General features: G+C 52.0%; 19 protein-coding genes. 11 read left to right on the top strand and 8 right to left on the bottom strand.

The features are described 5' to 3' along the window. Positions 1-51: 51 nt before the first annotated feature. Positions 52-876, bottom strand: a complete 825-nt coding sequence (locus tag Pr1d_RS18735; protein ID WP_148074959.1) for a rhomboid family intramembrane serine protease — start codon at positions 874-876, stop codon at positions 52-54. Positions 877-1,140: 264 nt separating this feature from the next. On the opposite strand from Pr1d_RS18735, the gene Pr1d_RS18730 reads away from it, so the two are divergent. The 5 genes from Pr1d_RS18730 (at position 1,141) to Pr1d_RS18710 (ending at position 6,942) form a co-directional block, all read left to right on the top strand. Next, positions 1,141-2,202, top strand: coding sequence for an ABC transporter ATP-binding protein (locus Pr1d_RS18730; RefSeq protein ID WP_148074958.1), 1,062 nt, complete (start codon positions 1,141-1,143; stop codon positions 2,200-2,202). A gap of 43 nt (positions 2,203-2,245) precedes the next feature. Beyond that, the gene (locus Pr1d_RS18725; RefSeq protein WP_148074957.1) at positions 2,246-3,061 is read left to right on the top strand and encodes an ABC transporter permease; all 816 of its coding nucleotides are present in this window, start codon (positions 2,246-2,248) and stop codon (positions 3,059-3,061) included. Between the two features lie 78 nt (positions 3,062-3,139). Then, positions 3,140-3,961, top strand: a complete 822-nt coding sequence (locus Pr1d_RS18720; RefSeq protein WP_148074956.1) for an ABC transporter permease — start codon at positions 3,140-3,142, stop codon at positions 3,959-3,961. A 70-nt stretch (positions 3,962-4,031) separates the two neighbouring features. Beyond that, a complete protein-coding gene (locus Pr1d_RS18715) occupies positions 4,032-4,706 on the top strand; it encodes an NAD-binding protein (RefSeq protein WP_168205349.1) in 675 nt (224 codons plus the stop codon). 157 nt (positions 4,707-4,863) lie between these two features. After that, a complete protein-coding gene (locus Pr1d_RS18710) occupies positions 4,864-6,942 on the top strand; it encodes a prolyl oligopeptidase family serine peptidase (RefSeq protein ID WP_210417773.1) in 2,079 nt (692 codons plus the stop codon). Positions 6,943-7,078: 136 nt separating this feature from the next. Here Pr1d_RS18710 and ispH read toward each other — a convergent pair whose 3' ends face one another. The 3 genes from ispH to Pr1d_RS18695 all read right to left on the bottom strand — a co-directional run bounded on the left by ispH (position 7,079) and on the right by Pr1d_RS18695 (position 9,597). After that, entirely contained in the window at positions 7,079-8,014 is a 936-nt protein-coding gene (ispH, locus tag Pr1d_RS18705) for a 4-hydroxy-3-methylbut-2-enyl diphosphate reductase (RefSeq protein WP_148074953.1), read from the bottom strand. Between the two features lie 78 nt (positions 8,015-8,092). Then, positions 8,093-8,302 (bottom strand): hypothetical protein, encoded by a 210-nt coding sequence (locus Pr1d_RS18700; RefSeq protein WP_148074952.1) that lies wholly within the window; start codon positions 8,300-8,302, stop codon positions 8,093-8,095. Between the two features lie 218 nt (positions 8,303-8,520). Further along, complete coding sequence (locus Pr1d_RS18695; RefSeq protein ID WP_148074951.1) at positions 8,521-9,597, bottom strand: hypothetical protein; 1,077 nt, start codon at positions 9,595-9,597, stop codon at positions 8,521-8,523. A gap of 242 nt (positions 9,598-9,839) precedes the next feature. Between Pr1d_RS18695 and Pr1d_RS18690 the strand changes: the two genes are divergently transcribed. From Pr1d_RS18690 to Pr1d_RS18670, 5 genes are all read left to right on the top strand, one after another. Next, positions 9,840-10,301: a hypothetical protein gene (locus Pr1d_RS18690; RefSeq protein ID WP_148074950.1), complete on the top strand. Its 462-nt coding sequence runs from the start codon at positions 9,840-9,842 to the stop codon at positions 10,299-10,301. 43 nt (positions 10,302-10,344) lie between these two features. Next, entirely contained in the window at positions 10,345-10,524 is a 180-nt protein-coding gene (locus Pr1d_RS18685; RefSeq protein WP_148074949.1) for a hypothetical protein, read from the top strand. A gap of 124 nt (positions 10,525-10,648) precedes the next feature. After that, positions 10,649-11,749: a PLP-dependent aminotransferase family protein gene (locus Pr1d_RS18680; protein WP_148074948.1), complete on the top strand. Its 1,101-nt coding sequence runs from the start codon at positions 10,649-10,651 to the stop codon at positions 11,747-11,749. 227 nt (positions 11,750-11,976) lie between these two features. After that, positions 11,977-12,933 (top strand): hypothetical protein, encoded by a 957-nt coding sequence (locus Pr1d_RS18675; RefSeq protein WP_168205348.1) that lies wholly within the window; start codon positions 11,977-11,979, stop codon positions 12,931-12,933. A gap of 242 nt (positions 12,934-13,175) precedes the next feature. After that, the gene (locus Pr1d_RS18670; RefSeq protein ID WP_168205347.1) at positions 13,176-15,380 is read left to right on the top strand and encodes a carboxy terminal-processing peptidase; all 2,205 of its coding nucleotides are present in this window, start codon (positions 13,176-13,178) and stop codon (positions 15,378-15,380) included. 36 nt (positions 15,381-15,416) lie between these two features. Here Pr1d_RS18670 and Pr1d_RS18665 read toward each other — a convergent pair whose 3' ends face one another. Beyond that, entirely contained in the window at positions 15,417-16,223 is an 807-nt protein-coding gene (locus Pr1d_RS18665; protein ID WP_238476535.1) for an MBL fold metallo-hydrolase, read from the bottom strand. A 29-nt stretch (positions 16,224-16,252) separates the two neighbouring features. Continuing rightward, entirely contained in the window at positions 16,253-17,281 is a 1,029-nt protein-coding gene (trpD, locus tag Pr1d_RS18660; protein ID WP_148074945.1) for an anthranilate phosphoribosyltransferase, read from the bottom strand. Between the two features lie 175 nt (positions 17,282-17,456). Here trpD and Pr1d_RS18655 point away from each other — a divergent pair, with 175 nt between their 5' ends. Next, positions 17,457-18,377 carry a nucleoside hydrolase gene (locus Pr1d_RS18655; protein ID WP_148074944.1) on the top strand — a complete coding sequence of 307 codons (921 nt, stop codon included), beginning with the start codon at positions 17,457-17,459 and terminating at the stop codon, positions 18,375-18,377. A 25-nt stretch (positions 18,378-18,402) separates the two neighbouring features. On the opposite strand, the gene Pr1d_RS18650 is transcribed toward Pr1d_RS18655, so the two are convergent. Then, positions 18,403-19,545, bottom strand: a complete 1,143-nt coding sequence (locus tag Pr1d_RS18650; protein WP_148074943.1) for a S1C family serine protease — start codon at positions 19,543-19,545, stop codon at positions 18,403-18,405. A gap of 81 nt (positions 19,546-19,626) precedes the next feature. After that, complete coding sequence (locus Pr1d_RS18645) at positions 19,627-20,040, bottom strand: TraR/DksA family transcriptional regulator (protein WP_148074942.1); 414 nt, start codon at positions 20,038-20,040, stop codon at positions 19,627-19,629. Between the last annotated feature and the right edge of the window lie 132 nt (positions 20,041-20,172).

The raw sequence follows: 20,172 nt of genomic DNA, 5'->3' as shown, positions 1-20,172 counted from the left end.
GTAGAAATGATCAAGCGAGTCTCTTGGCTCGCGTTTCCTTTTGGAGCGCGACTAAACGGCTTCCTCCGCTTCGACGATGTGTTCATGGTTTTGTATATGCTCGGGGCAGTAGCATTGTTGGCCGGCGCATTTGGAACAGTAGCGGAACGAAGTTTTGGGGGAGGTGTTGCTATCTAGGCCGCAAATGCGGCACGTATGCACTGGGGCTTTGCCCACTTTTTCCGCGCGGGATTGATAGGAACGGCGGCGTTGCGATTGTTTTAGATCTCGCAGATGATCGCGGCCAAAAAACACCAGGTAATTGAATACCGAAGCAATGATCAGCAATCGCTGCATCCAATCGCCGACGATCAAGCCGTAGCCTAGCCCGATCCACATCAAGAGGGCCAGCCATTTGATTTGAATCGGTAAGATAAAAAAGATATTGATGACGAAGTTGGGGAAGAGTCGTGCGAATGCCAGGAAGACCGTGCTATAAAGAAATCCGTTGCTGGCAATGTCCAACGCGCCGAAATGCCAGGCTACGAAGGCAGCGACGATGTTGGCAATGATCCCAATCAAGAGAAACAGATTGTAGCGGACGGTACCCCACTCGTTTTCCAGTGTCGTGCCACACATATAGAAAATCATCCAATAGAAGAATGCCCAGATCATCGCCATCTGCGGTGGAACAAAAGCGAAGGTGAACAGGCGCCACACTTCGCCATCAAGAACCATACCGGGGGCAAGATGGATTTTGGCGAGCGCATCGCCACCGAAATTCCCACCCGCTCGGGCCATCTTCAGAACATACAAGAGTGCCTGGCCAGCAATAAGAATGACCGTCAAGTTGGGGATCGCCCAAGGGCGTAGGAGAGATTCGAGGCGTTTGAGCATGAGTTACTGTTGGTTGGAATTCATGGCGAGCCGGATGCGTAAGCTTCCGATAGGGTTTGTGCAATTGCAAGTGTGGCACTAGTTTAGTCCCTATACGAGCAACCACCAACCGCCAATGACTAGTGAGCTTCGAGAGGCGAGTTCCGAGGAAAGAGGGTTTTGTTCGAAACTCGCGGCACGAAACTCTACCAGCCATACCGGAAGCTTACGCGTTCGGCTCGCCTACTGGGCGTGGGCGCGCATGGGGTCTATAATCGGTCGTCTATGAATGCTATTGAAATCCGCCAGCTCCAGAAGTCCTACCGCGTCTATCAGAAAAACGAAGGCCTTGTGGCTTCGATCCGTGGGTTGTTCCATCGTGAATATCGCGAGGTGGCCGCCGTGAAGGCGATTGATCTCGACGTGGAGCAGGGCGAGTTCGTGGCCTTCTTAGGTCCGAATGGTGCCGGCAAGACGACGACACTAAAGCTGCTCTCGGGAGTGATCAGTCCCACAGGGGGCGAGGCCCGCGTCTTGGGGCACGTTCCCTGGCTGCGAGAAAATGAATATCGCCGCCGCTTCGCCTTGGTTATGGGCCAGAAGAATCAATTGTGGTGGGATCTGCCGGCACAGGAGTCATTCACACTGCACGAAAAAATCTACCGCATCGAGCATCACAAATTCATCCGCACGCGTGATGAGTTGTGCGATCTGTTAGATGTGGGACACTTGTTAGGGCGCCCCGTGCGTGAGTTGTCGCTTGGCGAGCGAATGAAGATGGAACTGACTGCGGCGCTGCTGCACTCGCCGGATGTATTGTTTCTCGACGAGCCAACCATTGGGCTCGACGTGATCGCTCAGCACAATATCCAGAAGTTCCTGAAGTTCTATCAGCAGGAGCGGAAGATCACGATTCTGCTAACAAGTCACTACATGAAAGATGTGGCTGCACTTTGTAAGCGAGTGGTAATCATCGCGCATGGCGAGATTATTTATGATGGTTCACTGGCAGGTATTATTGACCGGTTCAGCGGTCACAAGATTCTGTCGCTCCATTTCGCCGATGGTCGGATGCCGAGCGACTTGGCCCGCTACGGCGACGTGCTGGAGATTGTCGAGCCGAAGGCACGGTTGCGGGTCGATCGGGGAAGCATCTCACAAGTACTTTCGTCAGTTTTGGCAAACAACACACTCGAAGACATCAGCGTCGAAGACCCACCGTTGGAGGACGTGATTGCAGAACTATTTTCGCACTCGGCGGCAGAGAGCGAACGAGGAGTGACCGCCGAAGAAATGCGCAACGGCATCAGGCGAGCCGAGAGCGTAAGCGATCGGAGCAGCAAATGATGAGCAATAACGGACAACTGACAACGGACAACTGATAACACCCATGCTTGCACGTGCCGAAACCTGGTGGACGATTCTCAAGATCTGTCTCGAAGAGCGCTTGGTCTATCGAGGAGACTTTGCGCTTGGTACTCTCATGCGATTTCTGCCGATCGTCACGCAGATTTTCCTGTGGACGGCTGTGTTCGCAGCGGCAGGGAGCGGGCTTATCATGGGCTTTTCGCCCGATGACATCATTGCGTATTATTTGCTGACGATGCTGGCGCGAGCATTCTCGAGCATGCCGGGTTTGGCATCGGGAATCGCACGGCAGGTGCGTGAAGGTGAGATTAAGAAGTTTCTCATCCAGCCTATCGATCTGATCAGTTATTTACTGCTGGCCCGAATAGCCCATAAGTCGGTCTACTATCTTGTCGCGGCGGGGCCGTTTGCGCTGGTGTATTATTTGTGCCGAAGTTATTTTCCGGGTTGGCCCCCTCTGGAAGTGTTCGCCGCTTTCCTACTATCGCTAGTGCTTGCGTTTCTCTTAGGATTTTTCTTAGAAGCAACAATGGGGATGATTGCTTTTTGGTTTCTGGAAGTCTCATCACTGTTGTTTGTGTACATGCTGTTTACATTTTTCTTTTCAGGACACATGTTCCCATTAGATTTTTTACCCGATCCATGGAGAACGTTCGTTGATTTTATGCCATTCAAATACATGGCCTATTTTCCAGCGGTGGTGTTCCTGGGCAAGGTGCAAGGGACGGAACTAGTTCACGGCTTGATGATTCAAGCCGCTTGGGTATTGGGATTTATCGTGCTGTGCCGCGTGACAATGCAAGCGGGTTTTAATCGCTACAGTGGATATGGAGGATAGGAAATAATTGCGGAACTCTGAATGCGGATTGCGGAATGAACACTCCGCATTCCGAATTCCGCAATCCGAAATCAGACTATGTCCTATCAACCCTCCTATCTTGGTGTGTTTCTCACCTTCGTCCGCAACAGCTTGGTGCGGGACATGACGTTTCGGGCGAATTTCATCATCGACACGATTTCTTCGATGTCTTGGATGATTATGAATTTGGGTTTTTATGTCCTTGTCTACCAATTCACGCCGAACATTGGTGGCTGGGGTAAATACCAGTTCTTTGTTTTCATTGCGACGACAATGTTTGTGAACAGCCTGGTGCAGGCTTTTTTCATGCCTAATGCTGAAGAGCTGAGCGAGCAGGTTCGTACGGGAGGACTCGACTTTGCGCTATTGAAGCCGATCGATACTCAGTTTCTCGTCTCGCTAAGGCGAATAAGCTGGTCGTCGTTAGGGAATTTCTTTGTTGCTTTACTGCTGCTCATCTACGCCGTCCCGAGGATCGAGGGACTGGAACTTTCTCTGTGGCAGGTTCTGCTGTATCCGGTATATGTGTTGATGGGCGTATTGATTTTATATAGCGTGATGATTGCTCTTGCCGCGACGAGCATTTGGCTGGGACGCAATCAATCGTTGTATGATTTTTGGTTTTACATCACAAATTTCTCGCGTTATCCGATGGAGATTTACGAAGGGACATGGGGTACTCCGTTAAGGCAACTGTTCACTTTTGTGATTCCGATCCTGGTGGTTATCAACGTGCCGGCTCGGTTGATGGCCAAGCCACTTGCTTGGGAGCACTCGTGGTTGGCAGTTTTTGGAGTGGTTGCGACGCTCGGTAGCTTGCTGGGGAGCCGGTGGGTATTCAAGCGAGCGCTATGGAGCTATCGAAGTGCAAGCAGCTAAAGGAATGCGGAATTCGGAATGCAGAGGTCGGAATGGCAAGCCAGAAGCGTAAGCGCCTGGAGAAATGGTAATGAGTGATGAGGATTTTCAACCACGGATAGCGATCCTAGGCGCAGGTCCCATCGGGCTTGAGGCTGCGATCTATGCTCGTTATCTGGGGTATAGCGCCGAAGTGTTCGAACGAGAGGAACTGCCGGCAAAGATTCTCCATCATGCCGAGGAGCGGGTGCTAGACCGTCCATTCAGTGAGCGTGTTTCAACTCTTGGAGTGGCGGCTCTACAGGCACAAGATTCGAAATGGAAATTCCCGGCAAGTTCGGCAAGTCTTTCGGCAGCTGAGTACTATCGCAGTTATCTTCTTCCACTCGCAGAGTCGGATTTGGTATCAGACTCACTGCGCCTCGGTATGGAGGTAGTAAGCGTGAGTCGTGACACCGAGGAAGCGTGGCAAATTGCTTGCCGCAGTAAATTGGGGCAAGAGACTGAATTCGGGGCGGATGTTGTCATCGATTGTAGGGGCAAGGGGAGTGAGAATTTTGTCGAGGAGGAAGGTCAATCCACCGAATCACTCTGTTTTCTCAATCCGGTTGCAGATTATTATGTGCTAGGAAGCAAGAGTTGCGTTACCGCAGAGGAATTCCTCTTCGCAAGTGGACTCGCGCAGATCCGGGAGTTATTTGCGATTCTGGGTGAGCGGGAAGACCTGGATGTTTATGCGACCATGCCGCCGATTGAATGGAAGTAGGAAGTTCAAGGCTAAAGGCTAGGAACCTTTCGTCTGGCTAAAAAAGCAGTTCGTGCTGAAAGGAATAGCGATGCGTTTCTTGTGGTGGGTGACACTCATTGTAGTCAGCTTTTGCTGGGATGATTGTGTAGAGAAATCTTGGGCGAAGGAGTCTGCATTGAAATATCCCGATGCGCGTCGTGAAGATCAGGTGGATACGTTTCATGGAGTCGACGTGCCGGATCCTTATCGGTGGATGGAAGAGGATGTTCGCACTTCTGAGGAAGTCGCCGAATGGGTGGCCGCCGAGAATGAGATTACCCGAAAGTACCTCGAAGCAATCCCCGAACGGGCGGGGATCGAAGAGCGGCTTACCAAGCTTTGGAATTTTGAGCGGTATAGCGTACCGACTCAGACTGCTGGAAAATTCTTCTATCTGAAGAACGATGGCCTGCAGAATCAGGCGGTACTCTACGTAGCTGACACCGCTGATGGTGCGGGACGCGTACTGATCGACCCCAACAGTTGGTCTGAGGACGGGACTGTCTCGCTCGGATTCATGGCGGAGAGTGATGATGCGCAATATTTGGCCTACGGCCGCAAGGATGCTGGTTCCGATTGGTCGACCATCTACGTGATGGACATCGCTTCGGGCGAGCAACTCCCCGATAAACTCGAGTGGGTTCGCTGGGGTGGCGTTCAGTGGAACGCCGAAGGAACTGGTTTCTACTATACCCGCTATCCTGAACCTGAGACCGACGAGCAGCATCAAGCGTTGGCGATCAAGCCGGCGATTCACTTTCACAAATTAGGAGAGAAGCAAGAGGAGGACGAGCTCATCTACAGTCGGCCGGATGAGCCGACTTGGAGCTTTGATTTAAGGCGTTCTGACGATAATCAGTTTTTGGTACTTATGATATCACGCAGTACGGATCCGCAGAATCAGGTGTTCTTCAAGCGAGTCGATGAGTCCGTTGACGCCCCATTTCGTCCGTTGATTGAGGATTTTGAAAACCAATTCTGGTTTCTGGGTAATGTCGATGAGCAACTCTATTTTCTCACGGATTTCGAGGCACCGACCAAGCGAGTCGTCTCCCTCGACGTGGCTAGTTTGACGGGTGACCAATCGGTTCGCAAAAGAATGACTGAGATTGTCCCGGCCGACGAGGCAACCCTGGAAGGAGTCGTGCTATTCAAGGATCAACTTGTGGCCATGTATCTCAAAGATGTGATCTCGAAAGTGAAGGCGTTTGAGCTCGATGGCAAATTCCTACACGACGTCGGGCTGCCAGGAATTGGCTCTGCGAATGGTTTTTCGGGGAGACAGAGCGACACAGAAACGTTCTTTTCCTTCACCAGTTACGTGGCACCAGCGAGTATTTTTCGGCTCGACCTCGAGTCGGGTAAGAGTACTCTGATCCGGCAGCCAGAAGTGGAATTCGACCGGTCGCTGTTCGAATCGCGTCAGGCGTTCTACACGAGTAAAGATGGTACACGAGTGCCGATCATCATATCGCATCGAAAGGGGTTGGAACGCAATAGCGAGAATCCGACGCTCCTCTACGGCTACGGAGGCTTTGATATTTCGCTGTCGCCGTATTTTTCGGTGGCGTATGCAACCTGGATGGAGATGGGTGGCGTGGTGGCCGTGCCAAACCTACGAGGTGGGGGCGAGTATGGTGAGGCGTGGCATCAGGCAGGTAAAAAGCTCAACAAGCAAAACGTGTTCGACGATTTCATCGCGGCAGCCGAATGGTTAATCGACGAGAAATATACCTCGACGCCTAAACTTGCGATCATGGGAGGCAGCAATGGCGGGCTCCTGGTGGGGGCATCGCTCACGCAGCGGCCCGACCTATTCGGCGCCTGTCTGCCTGCTGTGGGGGTACTCGACATGCTTCGCTACCAGAATTTCACGGCGGGCCATTTCTGGCGAGACGAATACGGCACGGTCGACGACGAGGAGGAGTTTCGCGCCTTGCTGGCCTACTCGCCTTATCACAACGTGAAGCCAGGAACCGTATACCCGCCGACGATGATACTCACTGCCGATACTGATGACCGTGTCGTGCCGATGCATAGTTTCAAGTTTGGTGCGGCTTTGCAGGCAGCACAAGCCGGCCCGGCTCCCATCCTCATGCGGATCGAAACCCGTGCAGGACATGGTGCGGGAACGCCCACGACCAAAAAGATCGAAGAAACCGCCGACTGCTGGGCGTTCCTGTGGAAGAACCTGAGGATGAGTGGCGGGGAGTGACGTTGTTGAGTTTATTGGAGTGCGTTCCTCACAATATTCTTCCTAGCCGCAGGCGGAAGCCCGCGGTTGTAATGAATATCCGTAGGCTTCCACCTGTGGATATTATGTTTCACATTGGTTCAAAGCTATGCAGTTCTTAGCGCGTCGATAGCACCCGTAGCTCCCGTGGCAATGGGAACGACACATCTTCAGTGCGGAGGGTACGGGCTTCAACCGTAGCGTCGAAGCGGTCTTGGAGAAAATCGAGTACGGCTTCCACGACGACCTCAGGGGCACTTGCCCCGGCGGTTACCAGGACCGAGTCGACATTTTCGAACCAGTCTGGATCGATATCTTCGACTCCATCGATGAGGTGCGCATTCACTCCTTTCTCGCGGGAGAGTTCGGCCAGTCGCTGGCTGTTGGAGCTATTCTGGCTTCCTAGCACTAAGGTGAGATCTGCCTTGTCAGCAAGAACCGAAACCGCCTCCTGACGATTTTGGGTGGCGTAGCAGATGTCGTCCTTGGGTGGGGAGGCGACGTCGGGGTATCGCTGCCGTATTCGCTTGATGATTCGGTTGGCGTCGTCAACGCTGAGTGTGGTTTGCGTGAGATAAGCTACTTTGGATTCGTCTACCACGGTGAGTCGATCGACTTCCTCAGGAGTTTCGACAAGTACAATGGCTTCAGGTGCTTCGCCCATGGTGCCGATGACTTCGTCGTGGCCCTCGTGGCCGATGAGAAAAATCGTGTACCCCAGATTGGCGTACTTGATTGCTTCAAGATGGACCTTCGTCACGAGCGGACAAGTCGCGTCGATTGCCCGTAGTTTGCGGTCGCGGGCCAGTTGGCGGACCTCTGGAGAGACGCCGTGAGCGGAGAACAAGAGGGTCGCACCTTCAGGTACGTCTGCCAGAGAATCAACAAAAACGACTCCCTGAGAGCGGAAGCGATCCACGACGTATTTGTTGTGGACGATTTCGTGGTAAACATAGATGGGTCCGGGCAGTGACTGGATTGCCAGTTCCAAAGCATCGATCGCCATATTTACGCCCGCACAGAAGCCACGGGGGCTGGCCAACAAAACACGCATGAGTACAAAGCCTGGGTGAGGAATGATTGAAGCAAGGTGCTTCCAACATCATAACCGCAGGCATAGAGATTCGACAACTCAGCGGGGCTTGTTGGGAGCCTGCTTCCAGGTTTGTCTGAAGTACGGAATCTTTTGCTTGTCTTTCGCACCGAAGCGAGTTTCAAGTCGCTTGAGATCCCTGTTCAACTTCAAACTGAATTCAAACAAGGCATGACCGTCCACAGTTACGGGAGGTAACTCGTGGCGTGCGTCTGCAGGACTGGGTGCTGGAGATTGTGAGTTTGCCATTTTCTTGCCTCTTCTCGACGGGGACACTTTTGTGTCAGGAGTATTGACCTGTACCGCCGATCCCTCGTTCCTTCAGCGAACAATCCAGTTCGCGTCTGTTATTTCCATCATACGCACGACACACCAAAATAGTTCGTGGTTCGGGCGGGGAAAAACGATTCTCTAGAGAGAGAAGCGGAGATTCGGGGGCGGTGTAACACCCCCAGAGGAAGAGTTTTTCATTTTTTGGGGCGTTTTGAGGAACTCTTGCGATTTGGAGAAGATTTGTTCGACATTTCTGGGGCAACATTATTCTGTAACTCAAGTGACTTAGACAGTTCTTGGCGGCTTAGTTTTCCGTCTCCATCGGCGTCGATCTCATTGAAACGCGCTGCCAGAAACCGGGGAGCTTCCCGGCGAGTGAGCATCCCATCACTGTTGCGGTCGGCACGACGAAATAGCTGAGCGATTCGTTTGGTAACTTCGGGACGATTAGAGTTCATTTCAGAGAACTTCGAGACCTTTCCCTGGAAGCCCAAGAACTCTGTTTCGGTGACTCGTCGATCGCCGTTCTGGTCCGCCCTTTGAAGCATACCAAAGAAACGCTCTTTCACTTCTTCAGGAAGATCGTCAATCGCGATAACACCATCCCCGTCGCGATCCAATCGACTGAAAATGGACTCGGCATTTTCACGGGTTGAGAAGGCTTTTCCAGGTTCAACTTTGCCACGAAGACGCTCGACCAGCGCATATTGCTCATCAGAGAGCAGGGACAACTCGACCTCGACATCAATCTGCTGGCGTTGGGTGTAGCGGAGCGCCAATTGGGTAAAGCGGGGTGACTGTTGTTGGAGTTGCCTTATTCGAAATTGGCTGCTGTCTTTTGATTTTAGTTGCTGATGGATCTGGTTATACAACGTCTTTAGATTCGCGGGTACTTCGTCGGACTTGATGGTCAGATCCGAGTTTGTGTCCATCCAGGCCAGTAACAAGAGCAGGGCATCGGAACCGGGCAATTCGGCACTCACTTTCTTCGCTAGCGGTTTCTCAGGCCGCTCTGCAGAGACTCCTTGTTGAAACTCCTCTATAGAAAGTTGTCCATCCGAGTTGGAGTCGGCTGTCCTCACTAGCCGGCGGAAGAGAAAGGAGTACTCGTCTGATATCTCGGCCGAGTTCAACTGGCCGTCGGTATCTTTATCGAGTCGTGTAAACAGATCGGCGGAGTCATCGGGCTTTGCTGCCGCTAAGCCTACCGAAACGAATTGCAGCGACAATGCCGCTGCGATCATCGATTTGTAATTTTTGAAGGATAGCATAGCTCGGGGGAAGGTTCTTGCTTTGGGACGGCACTTGTTCGACAGCTATCATATCAAAACCCTGCAGGAGCACTAAAGTTTCGAGTTTTTCGCTGTGATTTGCTCAAATTCTGCTGGCAAAAACCTCTCTGGACGGTATTGGCAAGATTTGGAACACTTCCGGCCCAAATAACAGTAGAAGGGCAGGGTGACTTGTTGAATACTTTTAGCACACTCCAGCCTAAGTACGGGAGATGACTGGTATGACACATTCTCATTTATTCAATAAAGCATTCTTTACGTTTGCGGTACTTTCTTGTCATATGATGCTACTCACAGCGCTCAGCGCTAAGTCTGCAGGCGCACCGGAAGCAGTAGGTGGTACTCCTCAAATGTATGAGGATTCGGAAGTTCGGCAAACCGGTTGGCCCTCAATTCCACTTCCCAAGATCACGATGCCGAAGGTGTCGATGCCTGACATGTCCTCAATTACTGGGCCCGTAAAGTCGGGGTACCAGAAAGTTAGCACTGGTACTGCCAAGGCATGGGAAGGCACCAAGGAAATGTTCACATTTGGCGGCGAAGAATCTCCAGCATCTAGTTCTCGTCAGTCTGCTCAGCAGAAGCAGGGTTTCTGGAGTAAGTTGTTCACAGCAGAACCTGAGCCATCCAGCGGCCCGCAGACCGTGGGTGAGTGGATGTCTCAACCTCGCCTTGATCCCTAGAAGCAGCCGCCACGCGGCTTAGTTACAAGAGTCTGACAATAACATGCGTAAACATATCTGGTCAATCGGCGTGACCTTCATGGCATGGACACTTGTCAGCGGTTGCACAGCCTGGCAAGACTCATCACCGCCAGGTCTCGGGAAATGGAATAACGAACGGCGCATCCTTCAGGAAGCGAAGAACGACCCGTTTCCCTCTCCTGAGCAAGTAGGGATCAAGTAATCGCACAGAACATTCTCGCAGGCAGAGCGGGAATCACTCGCTAAAATGCAGGTGCTAGACTCTTGACTCAAAGAGTACGATAATACGGACTTGACCAGTTAACTCCGTATTGCTGTGCCTTCTCATGAAATCAGAATCACCATTCTCCAAGCTCCCTTCGCTCGGCGAGCTCTTATCGCATCCTACAGTAGCCCGAGTAGTAAAACGGGTGAATCAAACTACTGTTGCGCAACGAGCAACTGGATTTCTCGAGGAGTTACAAACAAACATTCGGCAACGTGCTGATTGGGGGAATATTCCTTCGGTAGGTCAGTTGGCTGAAAGATTAGCACGCCGACTACTTGGCCCTGCAGAGAGTTCCATCCCCTGTGTTAATGCCACGGGGATTCTTTTGGGCGACTGTCAGCCAACCCCGCCTTTGGCCGAGGTGGCAGTCGACGAGCTCGTACGTGTATCAACAGAGTATTTAGCGGCGAATTCCACCTTGTCCGACCGTGTTGCGACGGCCCTCGTTGAGACCACGGGCGCAGAGAGTGCTTGGGTCACTCATAGTTTTGCAGTGGCTGAGAAAACAGCCAGGGCTGTTGGTGGCAATGTCATTGTCGCTCGCTATGCAGGGCTACTAAACCCTGGAGACTTTAGTTTGGTTCACTACGAGACGATTGCACAGAGATTAGAGAGTGCAGATATGGTTGTCGTCGATGGTGCCGGACTACTGGGGGGGCCTAGTTGCGGAATTGTCGTCGGCAAAGAAGAAAAGATTGCCGAGTGTGTTCGTCATGCTCCCATCGATGAGAACACCGCTAACGAACTCACCTTGGCTGCTCTCTGTGCCACGATGAAGATTTATCAATCCGGCGACCGTGTAACACATCAGATTCCCTTGTGGCAACTTTTGACTACGCCGCTTGAGAATCTTGAACAAAGGGCGCAACGAATTGCTACGCTTCTCACCTCGTGCAAAAATGTTGCATCGGCCCAGCCAACTCGCTGCACTTCGGTCTGGTGTGAATCGGATGCTGCCCGCCTGGCGAACGACTCTTGGGCGGTTGTCATCAAGCCGGATGGAGAGGAGGGCAACAATCTCAGAGACGCTTTTCTGGAGGCTACACCTCGAATCAACTGCCGCGACCAACAAAATGAAAGTCAGGACGGAGAAGTGTGGCTTGACTTGCGTGGCGTATTTCCCCGCTGGGATCAGCACCTTGTTGCCGCTTGCGAGTGATAGATCGCGCTTGTTGGATAGACTCATTTTCTACTGCATAAAGGCGGGAGTCTCTTAGTTCACTCTGTTTTCGCCCACTCTGTTCTACCACTGGCAAAGTTTATAATAGCAATTATCATGGGTATCTGATCTCGTCAAATTGCGTCGTTCCTTTTTCGTCATTTGGAATCGCTAGATTGCTGAATTTCACTACCGCCATTGTCTGTCTCTTTTTTGCAAATAGCCTCTTGGCTCCTAGCTTATTTGCTAAGGAAAAACTTCCTGCAGAGCAGGTGTCAGCAGTCTTGACTGCCGGTGACGACCGAACGCAGGCCGATGCTGAATTGAAACCAGAGCTGGAGAGCACAGCATCGGTAGACTTGGGGCAACCTGCAGAACCTACATCGAAGAGTGAAAAGACAAGGTCTGATCAAGAACAATTCACCTATCCTTCACAGCATCATCTTTGGGCTAAGTTCCCGATTGGTTCGTGGAGAGAAATTGAAATCACTACCGAAACCTTTGATGCTTCTGGAAAAATCTATGGTCGAAGTGTGACCCTTCAAAAGGAGACTTTGAAGGCAATTGCCGAAGACAGTTATGTACTGGAAACCCAGGCAACGGTAGAAGTCTCTGGCAAACAGATTGTGGGACCCGTCAATACTAGGATATTGAGGCTCTTAACTGATCGGCCTGGTGTCGTCTTTTCCATTTCTCGACGCGATGACGAGATTGTCATGCTCGATGAGCGTCCCATTGAGTGCGAGGTTTGGGATGTACTTTACGGCGAAGATGCTCAGAATCTGCGAGACCGCGTTTACTATTCGGCTGAAAAGTTTCCTCATTTCCTTCGTCGTGAAACATTCGAGGAGGCAGAACAAGTGCCTGTTGCGACCACTCCCACGGATACATCAGGTCTTGTTGCAGAACACGTTCCCCTGTTGATAGGAGATCAGCTTGTCCCTTGCGTCTGCGAAAAGTCTGTTCGCTTTCGAGAAAAAGGGAGCATTCAAAGTATCAGGATGATATCTTCGAAGATTCCAGGTGGCGAGGCACAAGCCTGGTCCACGGATTTCAACGCCGACGCTCAGCCTAATCGCTGGAGCGTGCTCAAATTGCTTGATTTTGGAGTGAACCCCGCCGCTGGTGATTCCGTACAAGACGACGGAACGAGTCTTCCTGGCAGAACGTCTCAAGCGAAATAGATTGTCCGCATTTCGGTCCCATTGTAGAGCCGGAAGTCGGTTCATAGCTAAATGTTGCGACTTTGCCCCGTGTGTGTCGATCTTGTCCGCATCGGGCTCGCCTTGTACTATGACAACAACCTATTTCGGGCTTGATGCCCATCTGCGACGATTTGCCTGGACACCTATCTTACCGTAGTTGCAGGCATATCATTTACTTCAGACGCAATAGTTTACTAAGCGTAACAATGAGAGGGATTGTCATGTTTTTTGACGGAGAGCGTTTCGGGCTGTCACGGCCTTTTCGCAATTTCGTGTTGGCCTCACTAGCGACCATATGTTTGGCGACAGCGCTATTGGTTCCGACCGTAGTCGCCAAGCCTACGGATCCCACGCGCGTTGATCGCCATATTGCAATTATGGTAGCCGCGCTGATGGATCGCAGGCATCTCTCTGAAATGCAGATGGACGATGAGATTTCGCATCGGGCTCTCGACATGTTTCTTAAGAGCCTCGATCGCATGAAACTGTTTTTTCTACAGAGCGACGTAGATGAATTCATGGCCGAGCGTGACAATCTAGATGACTACGTTAAGTCTGGGGATGTGAAAATCGCCAAGAAGATCTTCGATCGATTCCTGCAGCGGGTCAATGAGCAAGTTGCCGTCGCTCAAGTATACATCGACGACGAGCATGATTTCACGCTTGATGAAACCATGATTCGTGATCCCGATGAATGGGGCTACGCCAAGACAAAAGAAGAACTCAACGAAAGGTGGCGCAAGCGGGTCAAATACGATTTGCTATTGGAACTAGCTGACGAGGTTCCCCAAGAAGAAGCCGTTGAAAAACTACACAAGAGGTACCGTGGTATTCAGCGCAACTGGGAACAACACAGTAATGACGAATTGTTGGAGGATTTCCTCACTGCGATCACGACCAGCTTCGACCCCCATTCCAGTTACATGTCTCCAAGCAATTTGGATAATTTTACGATTCAGATGCGCCTGGAGCTTGATGGAATCGGAGCATCACTCGAATCCAAGTATGGTGAAACCATCGTTCGCCGGATCGTACCCGGTGGAGCAGCCGACAAGGATGGACGACTCAAAATTGAAGACGTCATTGTTGGCGTTGCCGAGGGAACTGATGGCGAATTTGTCGATATCGTCGACATGAAGATTAACGATGTCGTTCAATTGATCCGGGGTAAGCCGAACACGATCGTGCGGCTCGAAGTCATGCCAGCTGACAAGTCCGGTCGTAAGATTTACGACATAACGCGGGCGCGTATTGAATTAAAAGACAGCGAGGCTCGTAGCGAGATCTTAGAGCGTCCGATCCAGGAAACTCCTGCCACGGATCCGACCGCTTCCGACGAGCACTCTCATGCGGTTGACTCGATCGTGCCCGAAACCGAAACTGTGGAGAATGTTACAGGCAAGATCTTAGAACAACAAAAGGGATCGAATGGTCCCTCGCGACGCATCGGCGTTATCAGTCTGCCGAGCTTTTACATGGATATGGAAGGTCGTCGGGCCGGCAAAGTGGACTTCAAAAGCACGACTCGGGACGTTCGCAGGTTACTCGAAGAATTCAACAAGCAGAACGTCGACCTTGTCGTAATGGATCTTCGCTTCAATGGAGGTGGCTCGCTTCCTGAATCGGTGGAAGCCACGGGCTTATTTATTGACAAGGGTCCTGTGGTCCAGGTTAAGGGTCCTGACGGTCGAGTTCAGCCTTATCCCGACGAAGAAGCCGGCGAAGTGTGGTCGGGACCGTTGATTGTGCTTATCAATCGATTTAGTGCCAGCGCTAGCGAGATTTTTGCCGGAGCGATTCAGGACTATGGTCGTGGACTAGTGATTGGCGACCACTCAACCCATGGAAAGGGAACCGTTCAGCAATTGTTCGAACTTGGGACGCAAATCTTGCCACTGCAAGAAGCTCCTAATCTGGGTGCCCTTAAGATGACCATCCAGCAATTCTATCGACCCAGCGGAGACAGCACGCAGAACCGTGGTGTTGTCTCTGATGTTGAGATTCCCTATCGCACGAGCTATTGGGAAGGAATCGGCGAGGCAGATTTGGATTATGCTCTTAAGTTCGACCGGGTCGCGCCACAACCACATGACAATTACCACGCGGTTTCGGCTCCCATGATCGAGCAATTGAAGCAACGGTCCGCTGCTCGTGAAGCCAAAGCAGAGTTCTTCATCAAAGAACAGCAAAAGATCGATCAGATTATCAAACGTCAGCAAGAGCCCACAGTGACGCTCAATAAGGAAAAGTTCCTAGCTGAGCGTGCTGAAGTTAATTCGGACAAAGATCAAGAAGAAATGTTCGAGAGTCTCGAAGACAAAGATAGTCCGGTATTTCCGATGACGCCCTACAACGAAGAGGTCATTGCGATTGCACTCGATTATCTTGAATTGTTGCACGAAGATAATGTCGCCCTGGCGAAGTAACTTAGGTTCAAGCTAAGAAGCGAGAAAGAAGCTACTTCATTGGAGTGGAACGCTCAGGCCGTCATAGGCTAGTTCCACTCCGGCAGGGAGTTTAGCGCTTACTTTGGCGTGATCCAGTTCGTGCGATAGGTGTGTCAGCAGTGTCCTGCGCGGCGCGAGTTCTTCTGCAACTGCCAGCGCTTCATCTAGACTAAAGTGTGTCGTATGAGGATTGAATCTCAGGCAGTCGAGGATTAGCACTTCTAAATCGCGGAGCTTTTTCATGCTTTCGACGGGAATCGAATTCGTGTCGGTACAGTAAGCCACATCACCGAAGCGAAATCCGAGTACTTGGCAATGCGGCCCATGCTCTAGACGAAGCGGAATAACCGGGGTTCCGAGTACCTTAAAGGGCTCCAGGCCTATTCTCTCCATTTGCAATTGTGGAACGGCCCCACGGTGCAAGCCACTCGGATCGCGAAACGCGTAGTCGAAGGACTTGCGAATACGATCCTCCACCTGTTGCTCGCAATACAATGGTACAGGACCGCCAAGGTAGAACTGCATCAATCTCAAATCATCGAGTCCGAAGATGTGGTCGGCATGCTCATGGGTGTAGAGAACGGCCTGAACTATACCAATTTTTTCGCGCAAGAGTTGGGTGCGCAGGTCGGGGGAAGTGTCGATCAATAGATTTCCTGCTTCGAGCCCCAATACCAAACTGCACCGAGTGCGGTTGTTGTGTGGATCGGTACTCGTGCAAACTTCACACCCACAGCCAATGGCAGGAACTCCCACCGAAGTACCGGTGCCGAGGAATATCAGCTGGCCTCGGATATCACGTGTTGTAGGCAATCGGGACAATGGATGGTTCCTGTAGTTGACGAACTAGCTCAACTCGCCGGTTCGTGGGACAAGCAAACTAGCTGATCGAGCAATGCTTGGGCCTTGCCGCGATCGATTGCTTCCGCAGTTACTGAGGCTGCTTCTTTAGGGGAGGCAGAGTGGCCAACCACCAGCAGCCCCGCTGCGGCATTTAAGAGGACAATATCTCGGGCAGGTCCGGGTTCTCCATCCAGCACACTTCGTACGAGTTGAACGCTGTCCTCAGGACTTGTAATCTGTAGTGTATCGAGCCCACTACGTGAAATTGCGAAATCCTCTGGATCCCATTCAAACTCTTTTTCTCCAGCTGGGGACACTTCGGTGACATGCGTGGTGCCAGCCAGCGTAACCTCGCCGAGACCATCGTAGCCACTCACAACAAACGAACGCTCTGTACCCAGCATCCCTAGTGCCGAGGCAATGAGAGGCCGGATTTCAGGCCGCCCAACTCCCAGCAATTGATATCCTGCCCCGGCTGGATTTGCCAAGGGGCCGAGGAGATTGAATATGGTGCGGATGCCTAACCGCTTGCGAACTGCTGCGACATGCTTCATGGCAGGGTGCATCAGCGGAGCAAAGCAAAAACAGATCCCTAGTTCGTTCAAGCACCGTTCCACTTGGGGCACCGTAGCTTCGATGTTTACTCCTAAACCAGCGAGCACATCTGCCGAGCCGCTCTTGCTGGTTACGCTGCGATTGCCGTGCTTTGCGACGGGAACACCTGCGGCGGCGATTACCAGGGCGGCTGTAGTGCTAATATTAAATGTGGTGCTCCCACCTCCACCGGTGCCGCACGTGTCGAGCAGGACGTCATGATGGCTTAGAATGGGCGTCATGTTCGCCCTCATCGCTGCCGCCGCCCCGGCAACTTCGGCAACCGATTCTCCCTTCTCGGCCAAGGCCGTCAAGAATGTCCCTATCTCCAGATCGGTGCAGCCTCCCGTCATGATCTGACCGATAGCACCTTTCATTTGGCTGGCTGTGAGATCTTCTCCAGCGACTATTTGGGACCTCAATGTGCTGAATGTGTCTTCCATACTGGTTGTTTCTTGGAGGATCGGACCTTACAATGCCCGAAATGAAATCGGGCCCAGCGGTTGTCGGAGTTGATGTCTCTCCCGAGAGAGCCATTTCCGCTCAGTGCCGCATCCCCCTATTCTGGCAGGAGTGCCACACTTCTCCTAGGCAAAAAAAGGATCGGCAAGAAGCCAAATGGCCAGAAAAGTGATTCTCGACGTGGACCCAGGTGTAGCCGATGCAGTTGCGCTCTGCTTGGCGCTCTTCGATCCGAAGCTTGAAGTGGTCGCCGTCACTGCGACTGGGGGAAATGTTGGCCCCAAGCAGGCCACACTGAATGTACAGGCACTCGTCGAGCAGCTTGATCCTCAGCGTTGGCCACGAGTGGGAGCTGCGGATCCAGATCAATTGCTCGTCACCGATGGTCGCGAGTATTGGGGAGAGGATGGGCTCTGTGGGGCCAATTTTCGCATCGCAGAACTCCACCATCGTCATTCTGCCGTTAAACTCATATCCGATGAGATCAAAACCTCTCCAGGAGAAATCACGATCGTGGCAGGGGGGCCGATGAGCAATATTGCCACGGTCTTGCAGCGCGAACCGGACTTGGCAATGCAAGTGGGGCACTTGTTTATCGTTGGTGGAACACTTGCGGGACCAGGCAATGTCACTCCCACCGCCGAGTTCAATGTCTATTGCGATTGTGAATCCGCACGTTCTGTTTTTCTTAGCCCAATTACCAAGACTTTGTTGCCATTGGACGTCAGTTCGAAAGTCGTCCTGCGCTATGACTTGCTTGATCGTTTGCCAGATGAGAAGACGAACCGCGGTCGCGTACTCCGCAAACTACTTCCTGGCGCGCTGCGTTCCTCTCATGAGCGACTGGGTATCGAAGGATTGCTCGTACCAGAGGCAGTTGCCATTGTCGGCATTCTTCATCCGGAATTGCTGACCACCGAACGACTCTACTGCGACGTGGAAACCAGTGGCGAGCTAACTCGTGGGATGACGGTCATTGATCGTCGGCGTAATTCGCCGCATCAGCCGAATATGGATGTTGTGGTCGACATCAACGTCGAGGCAACGATTGACTGCATACTGCGCGGGCTGAAGTAGGTCTGCCGCAGTTAAGAGATTGAGCCTAGGGAGCCGACTGATCAGGGACTTCCCATCGTACGATACTGACATAGACCTTCTCTAGCTGACCTGAGCGGAATAGCTCCACGGGCACCTTGCGCCCCACTTCAGTGCGTTTGACTAGATTGATTAAGTGCTCGTCATTGTCGATCAACATTCCGTCGAAACGAAGGATGATGTCACCCGTCTGAATGTCGGCTCCACTGGCTGGCGAACCGGGAGTAATGTTGGTTACTCGGGCACCCGTCAGCCGAGTCAGGCCAACCCGACGTGCCGAGGCATCGTCAAAACTGCGGTCCAATGCAACTCCAAGGAAACCTCGTTCGACTTCGCCGGCATCGATGAGTTGGCGCATGATACGCACTGCGATGTTGATGGGGATTGAAAAGCCGATACCTTCGTTGCCACCGGAATTGCTGGCAATGGCAGTATTCATGCCTATGACTTCCCCTCGCATATTCACCAGCGGTCCACCAGAATTTCCAGGATTGATGGCCGCGTCGGTTTGAAGGAAGTTCTGATACATCACTTCCCCTTCACCAAGGTCCAGGTTGGAGCGGCCCTTGGCGCTGATGATTCCTCGGGTCACGCTTCGCTGGAGATTGAAGGGACTGCCAAAAGCAAGAACGATATCGCCAATTTCCATCTGGTCGCTATTGCCGATGCGAGCAGGGACAAGATTGGCTGCTTCTACGAGTAGCACGGCTACGTCTGTTTCTCGATCTTCCCATATCCGTTGAGGACGTAGCTGCCGACCGTCGGATAATTCCAGGGAAATTAGACTTGCGTCAGAATGCTTGATTACATGGCGATTTGTCAGCACGTAGTCAGACCCACGATAACGTACCAGCACGGCGGACCCCGCCTCTTCGGCATCCCGTCTCAAGCGATACTGAGGACGTGGTGTGGCTTCCACATGCACTACTGAAGGAGAAACGAGCTTAATGACACGCTTGTAGATGCCAAGTTGAGAATCGAGTGACTCTACATCGCGGTCTAATTCCGCAAAGGCCTGTTCTCGTTCGCTGACAGGAGCATTGCTTGTTACTTGCTGAGCAGCGAGTCGAAGTGGAGAGAACGAATTCCAGAACGCCAAAATAGATACTAGAAAGAGCCTCACGGATATTGGCAATTTTCCTGGAAGCATCAAAGGATTCTCTTTTTTTGGCTTGTGAGCGACAAAGTGCTCTTTGGCACTCTGTTAATCCCTGAATTCTATCAGGCGTCTCTAGTCAGTATAGCTGAAATCGCTATCGACGAGACTCCCCCAATTATTGCTTACTGATCCGCCACCACCCGACTCAGACGCACGTTGGCAATCGATGCAAGTTATGGCATAAGGAAGGGCATTCAGGCGAGCCAATGGAATTTTGCCTTCACAAACTTCACATTGTCCGTAAGTCCCTTCGCGCATCCGCTCTAAGGAACTCTCGATTTGAGCCAACTCGCGGCTCTCGACCTCGGCCAATTGCGAGCTGATTTCATCCTGGGCAGCATCGAGGGCAGCGTCGACCACATCCCCACCAGTCTGCTCTGGTAAAGACTTGAGCATACTCAGGTCCCCGGCCAAAGCCTTGCGTAAGGCATCGCGCCGGTAAACCAAAAGTTCACGCAATTTCAATATTGAGTCTTTTCTAGCCATGCTGTTCACCTTACCGATCAGGTCGCGACGTCCAATATCCTTTGGATTGCCGGGAGGCAAGTCTCAAATAGTTGTCGCGGTTGCCACTTTGCTCTGTTCCGCTTTGGAAAATGCCGATCCAACCGGCGTAAT

It is taken from the genome of Bythopirellula goksoeyrii, from assembly GCF_008065115.1.
GTDB classification, from domain to species: Bacteria; Planctomycetota; Planctomycetia; order Pirellulales; family Lacipirellulaceae; genus Bythopirellula; species Bythopirellula goksoeyrii.
The sequence above is the reverse complement of the archived record's forward strand: the minus strand, read 5'-3'. Positions and strand labels throughout refer to the sequence as shown.

Bases quoted from the DNA above. Each gene is read 5' to 3' on its own strand.
- Pr1d_RS18735 (WP_148074959.1), bottom strand. From the start codon at position 876: ATGCTCAAACGCCTCGAATCTCTCCTACGCCCTTGGGCGATCCCCAAC.
- Pr1d_RS18730 (WP_148074958.1), top strand. From the start codon at position 1,141: ATGAATGCTATTGAAATCCGCCAGCTCCAGAAGTCCTACCGCGTCTAT.
- Pr1d_RS18725 (WP_148074957.1), top strand. From the start codon at position 2,246: ATGCTTGCACGTGCCGAAACCTGGTGGACGATTCTCAAGATCTGTCTC.
- Pr1d_RS18720 (WP_148074956.1), top strand. From the start codon at position 3,140: ATGTCCTATCAACCCTCCTATCTTGGTGTGTTTCTCACCTTCGTCCGC.
- Pr1d_RS18715 (WP_168205349.1), top strand. From the start codon at position 4,032: ATGAGTGATGAGGATTTTCAACCACGGATAGCGATCCTAGGCGCAGGT.
- ispH (WP_148074953.1), bottom strand. From the start codon at position 8,014: ATGCGTGTTTTGTTGGCCAGCCCCCGTGGCTTCTGTGCGGGCGTAAAT.
- Pr1d_RS18700 (WP_148074952.1), bottom strand. From the start codon at position 8,302: ATGGCAAACTCACAATCTCCAGCACCCAGTCCTGCAGACGCACGCCAC.
- Pr1d_RS18695 (WP_148074951.1), bottom strand. From the start codon at position 9,597: ATGCTATCCTTCAAAAATTACAAATCGATGATCGCAGCGGCATTGTCG.
- Pr1d_RS18690 (WP_148074950.1), top strand. From the start codon at position 9,840: ATGACACATTCTCATTTATTCAATAAAGCATTCTTTACGTTTGCGGTA.
- Pr1d_RS18685 (WP_148074949.1), top strand. From the start codon at position 10,345: ATGCGTAAACATATCTGGTCAATCGGCGTGACCTTCATGGCATGGACA.
- Pr1d_RS18680 (WP_148074948.1), top strand. From the start codon at position 10,649: ATGAAATCAGAATCACCATTCTCCAAGCTCCCTTCGCTCGGCGAGCTC.
- Pr1d_RS18670 (WP_168205347.1), top strand. From the start codon at position 13,176: ATGTTTTTTGACGGAGAGCGTTTCGGGCTGTCACGGCCTTTTCGCAAT.
- trpD (WP_148074945.1), bottom strand. From the start codon at position 17,281: ATGGAAGACACATTCAGCACATTGAGGTCCCAAATAGTCGCTGGAGAA.
- Pr1d_RS18655 (WP_148074944.1), top strand. From the start codon at position 17,457: ATGGCCAGAAAAGTGATTCTCGACGTGGACCCAGGTGTAGCCGATGCA.
- Pr1d_RS18650 (WP_148074943.1), bottom strand. From the start codon at position 19,545: ATGCTTCCAGGAAAATTGCCAATATCCGTGAGGCTCTTTCTAGTATCT.
- Pr1d_RS18645 (WP_148074942.1), bottom strand. From the start codon at position 20,040: ATGGCTAGAAAAGACTCAATATTGAAATTGCGTGAACTTTTGGTTTAC.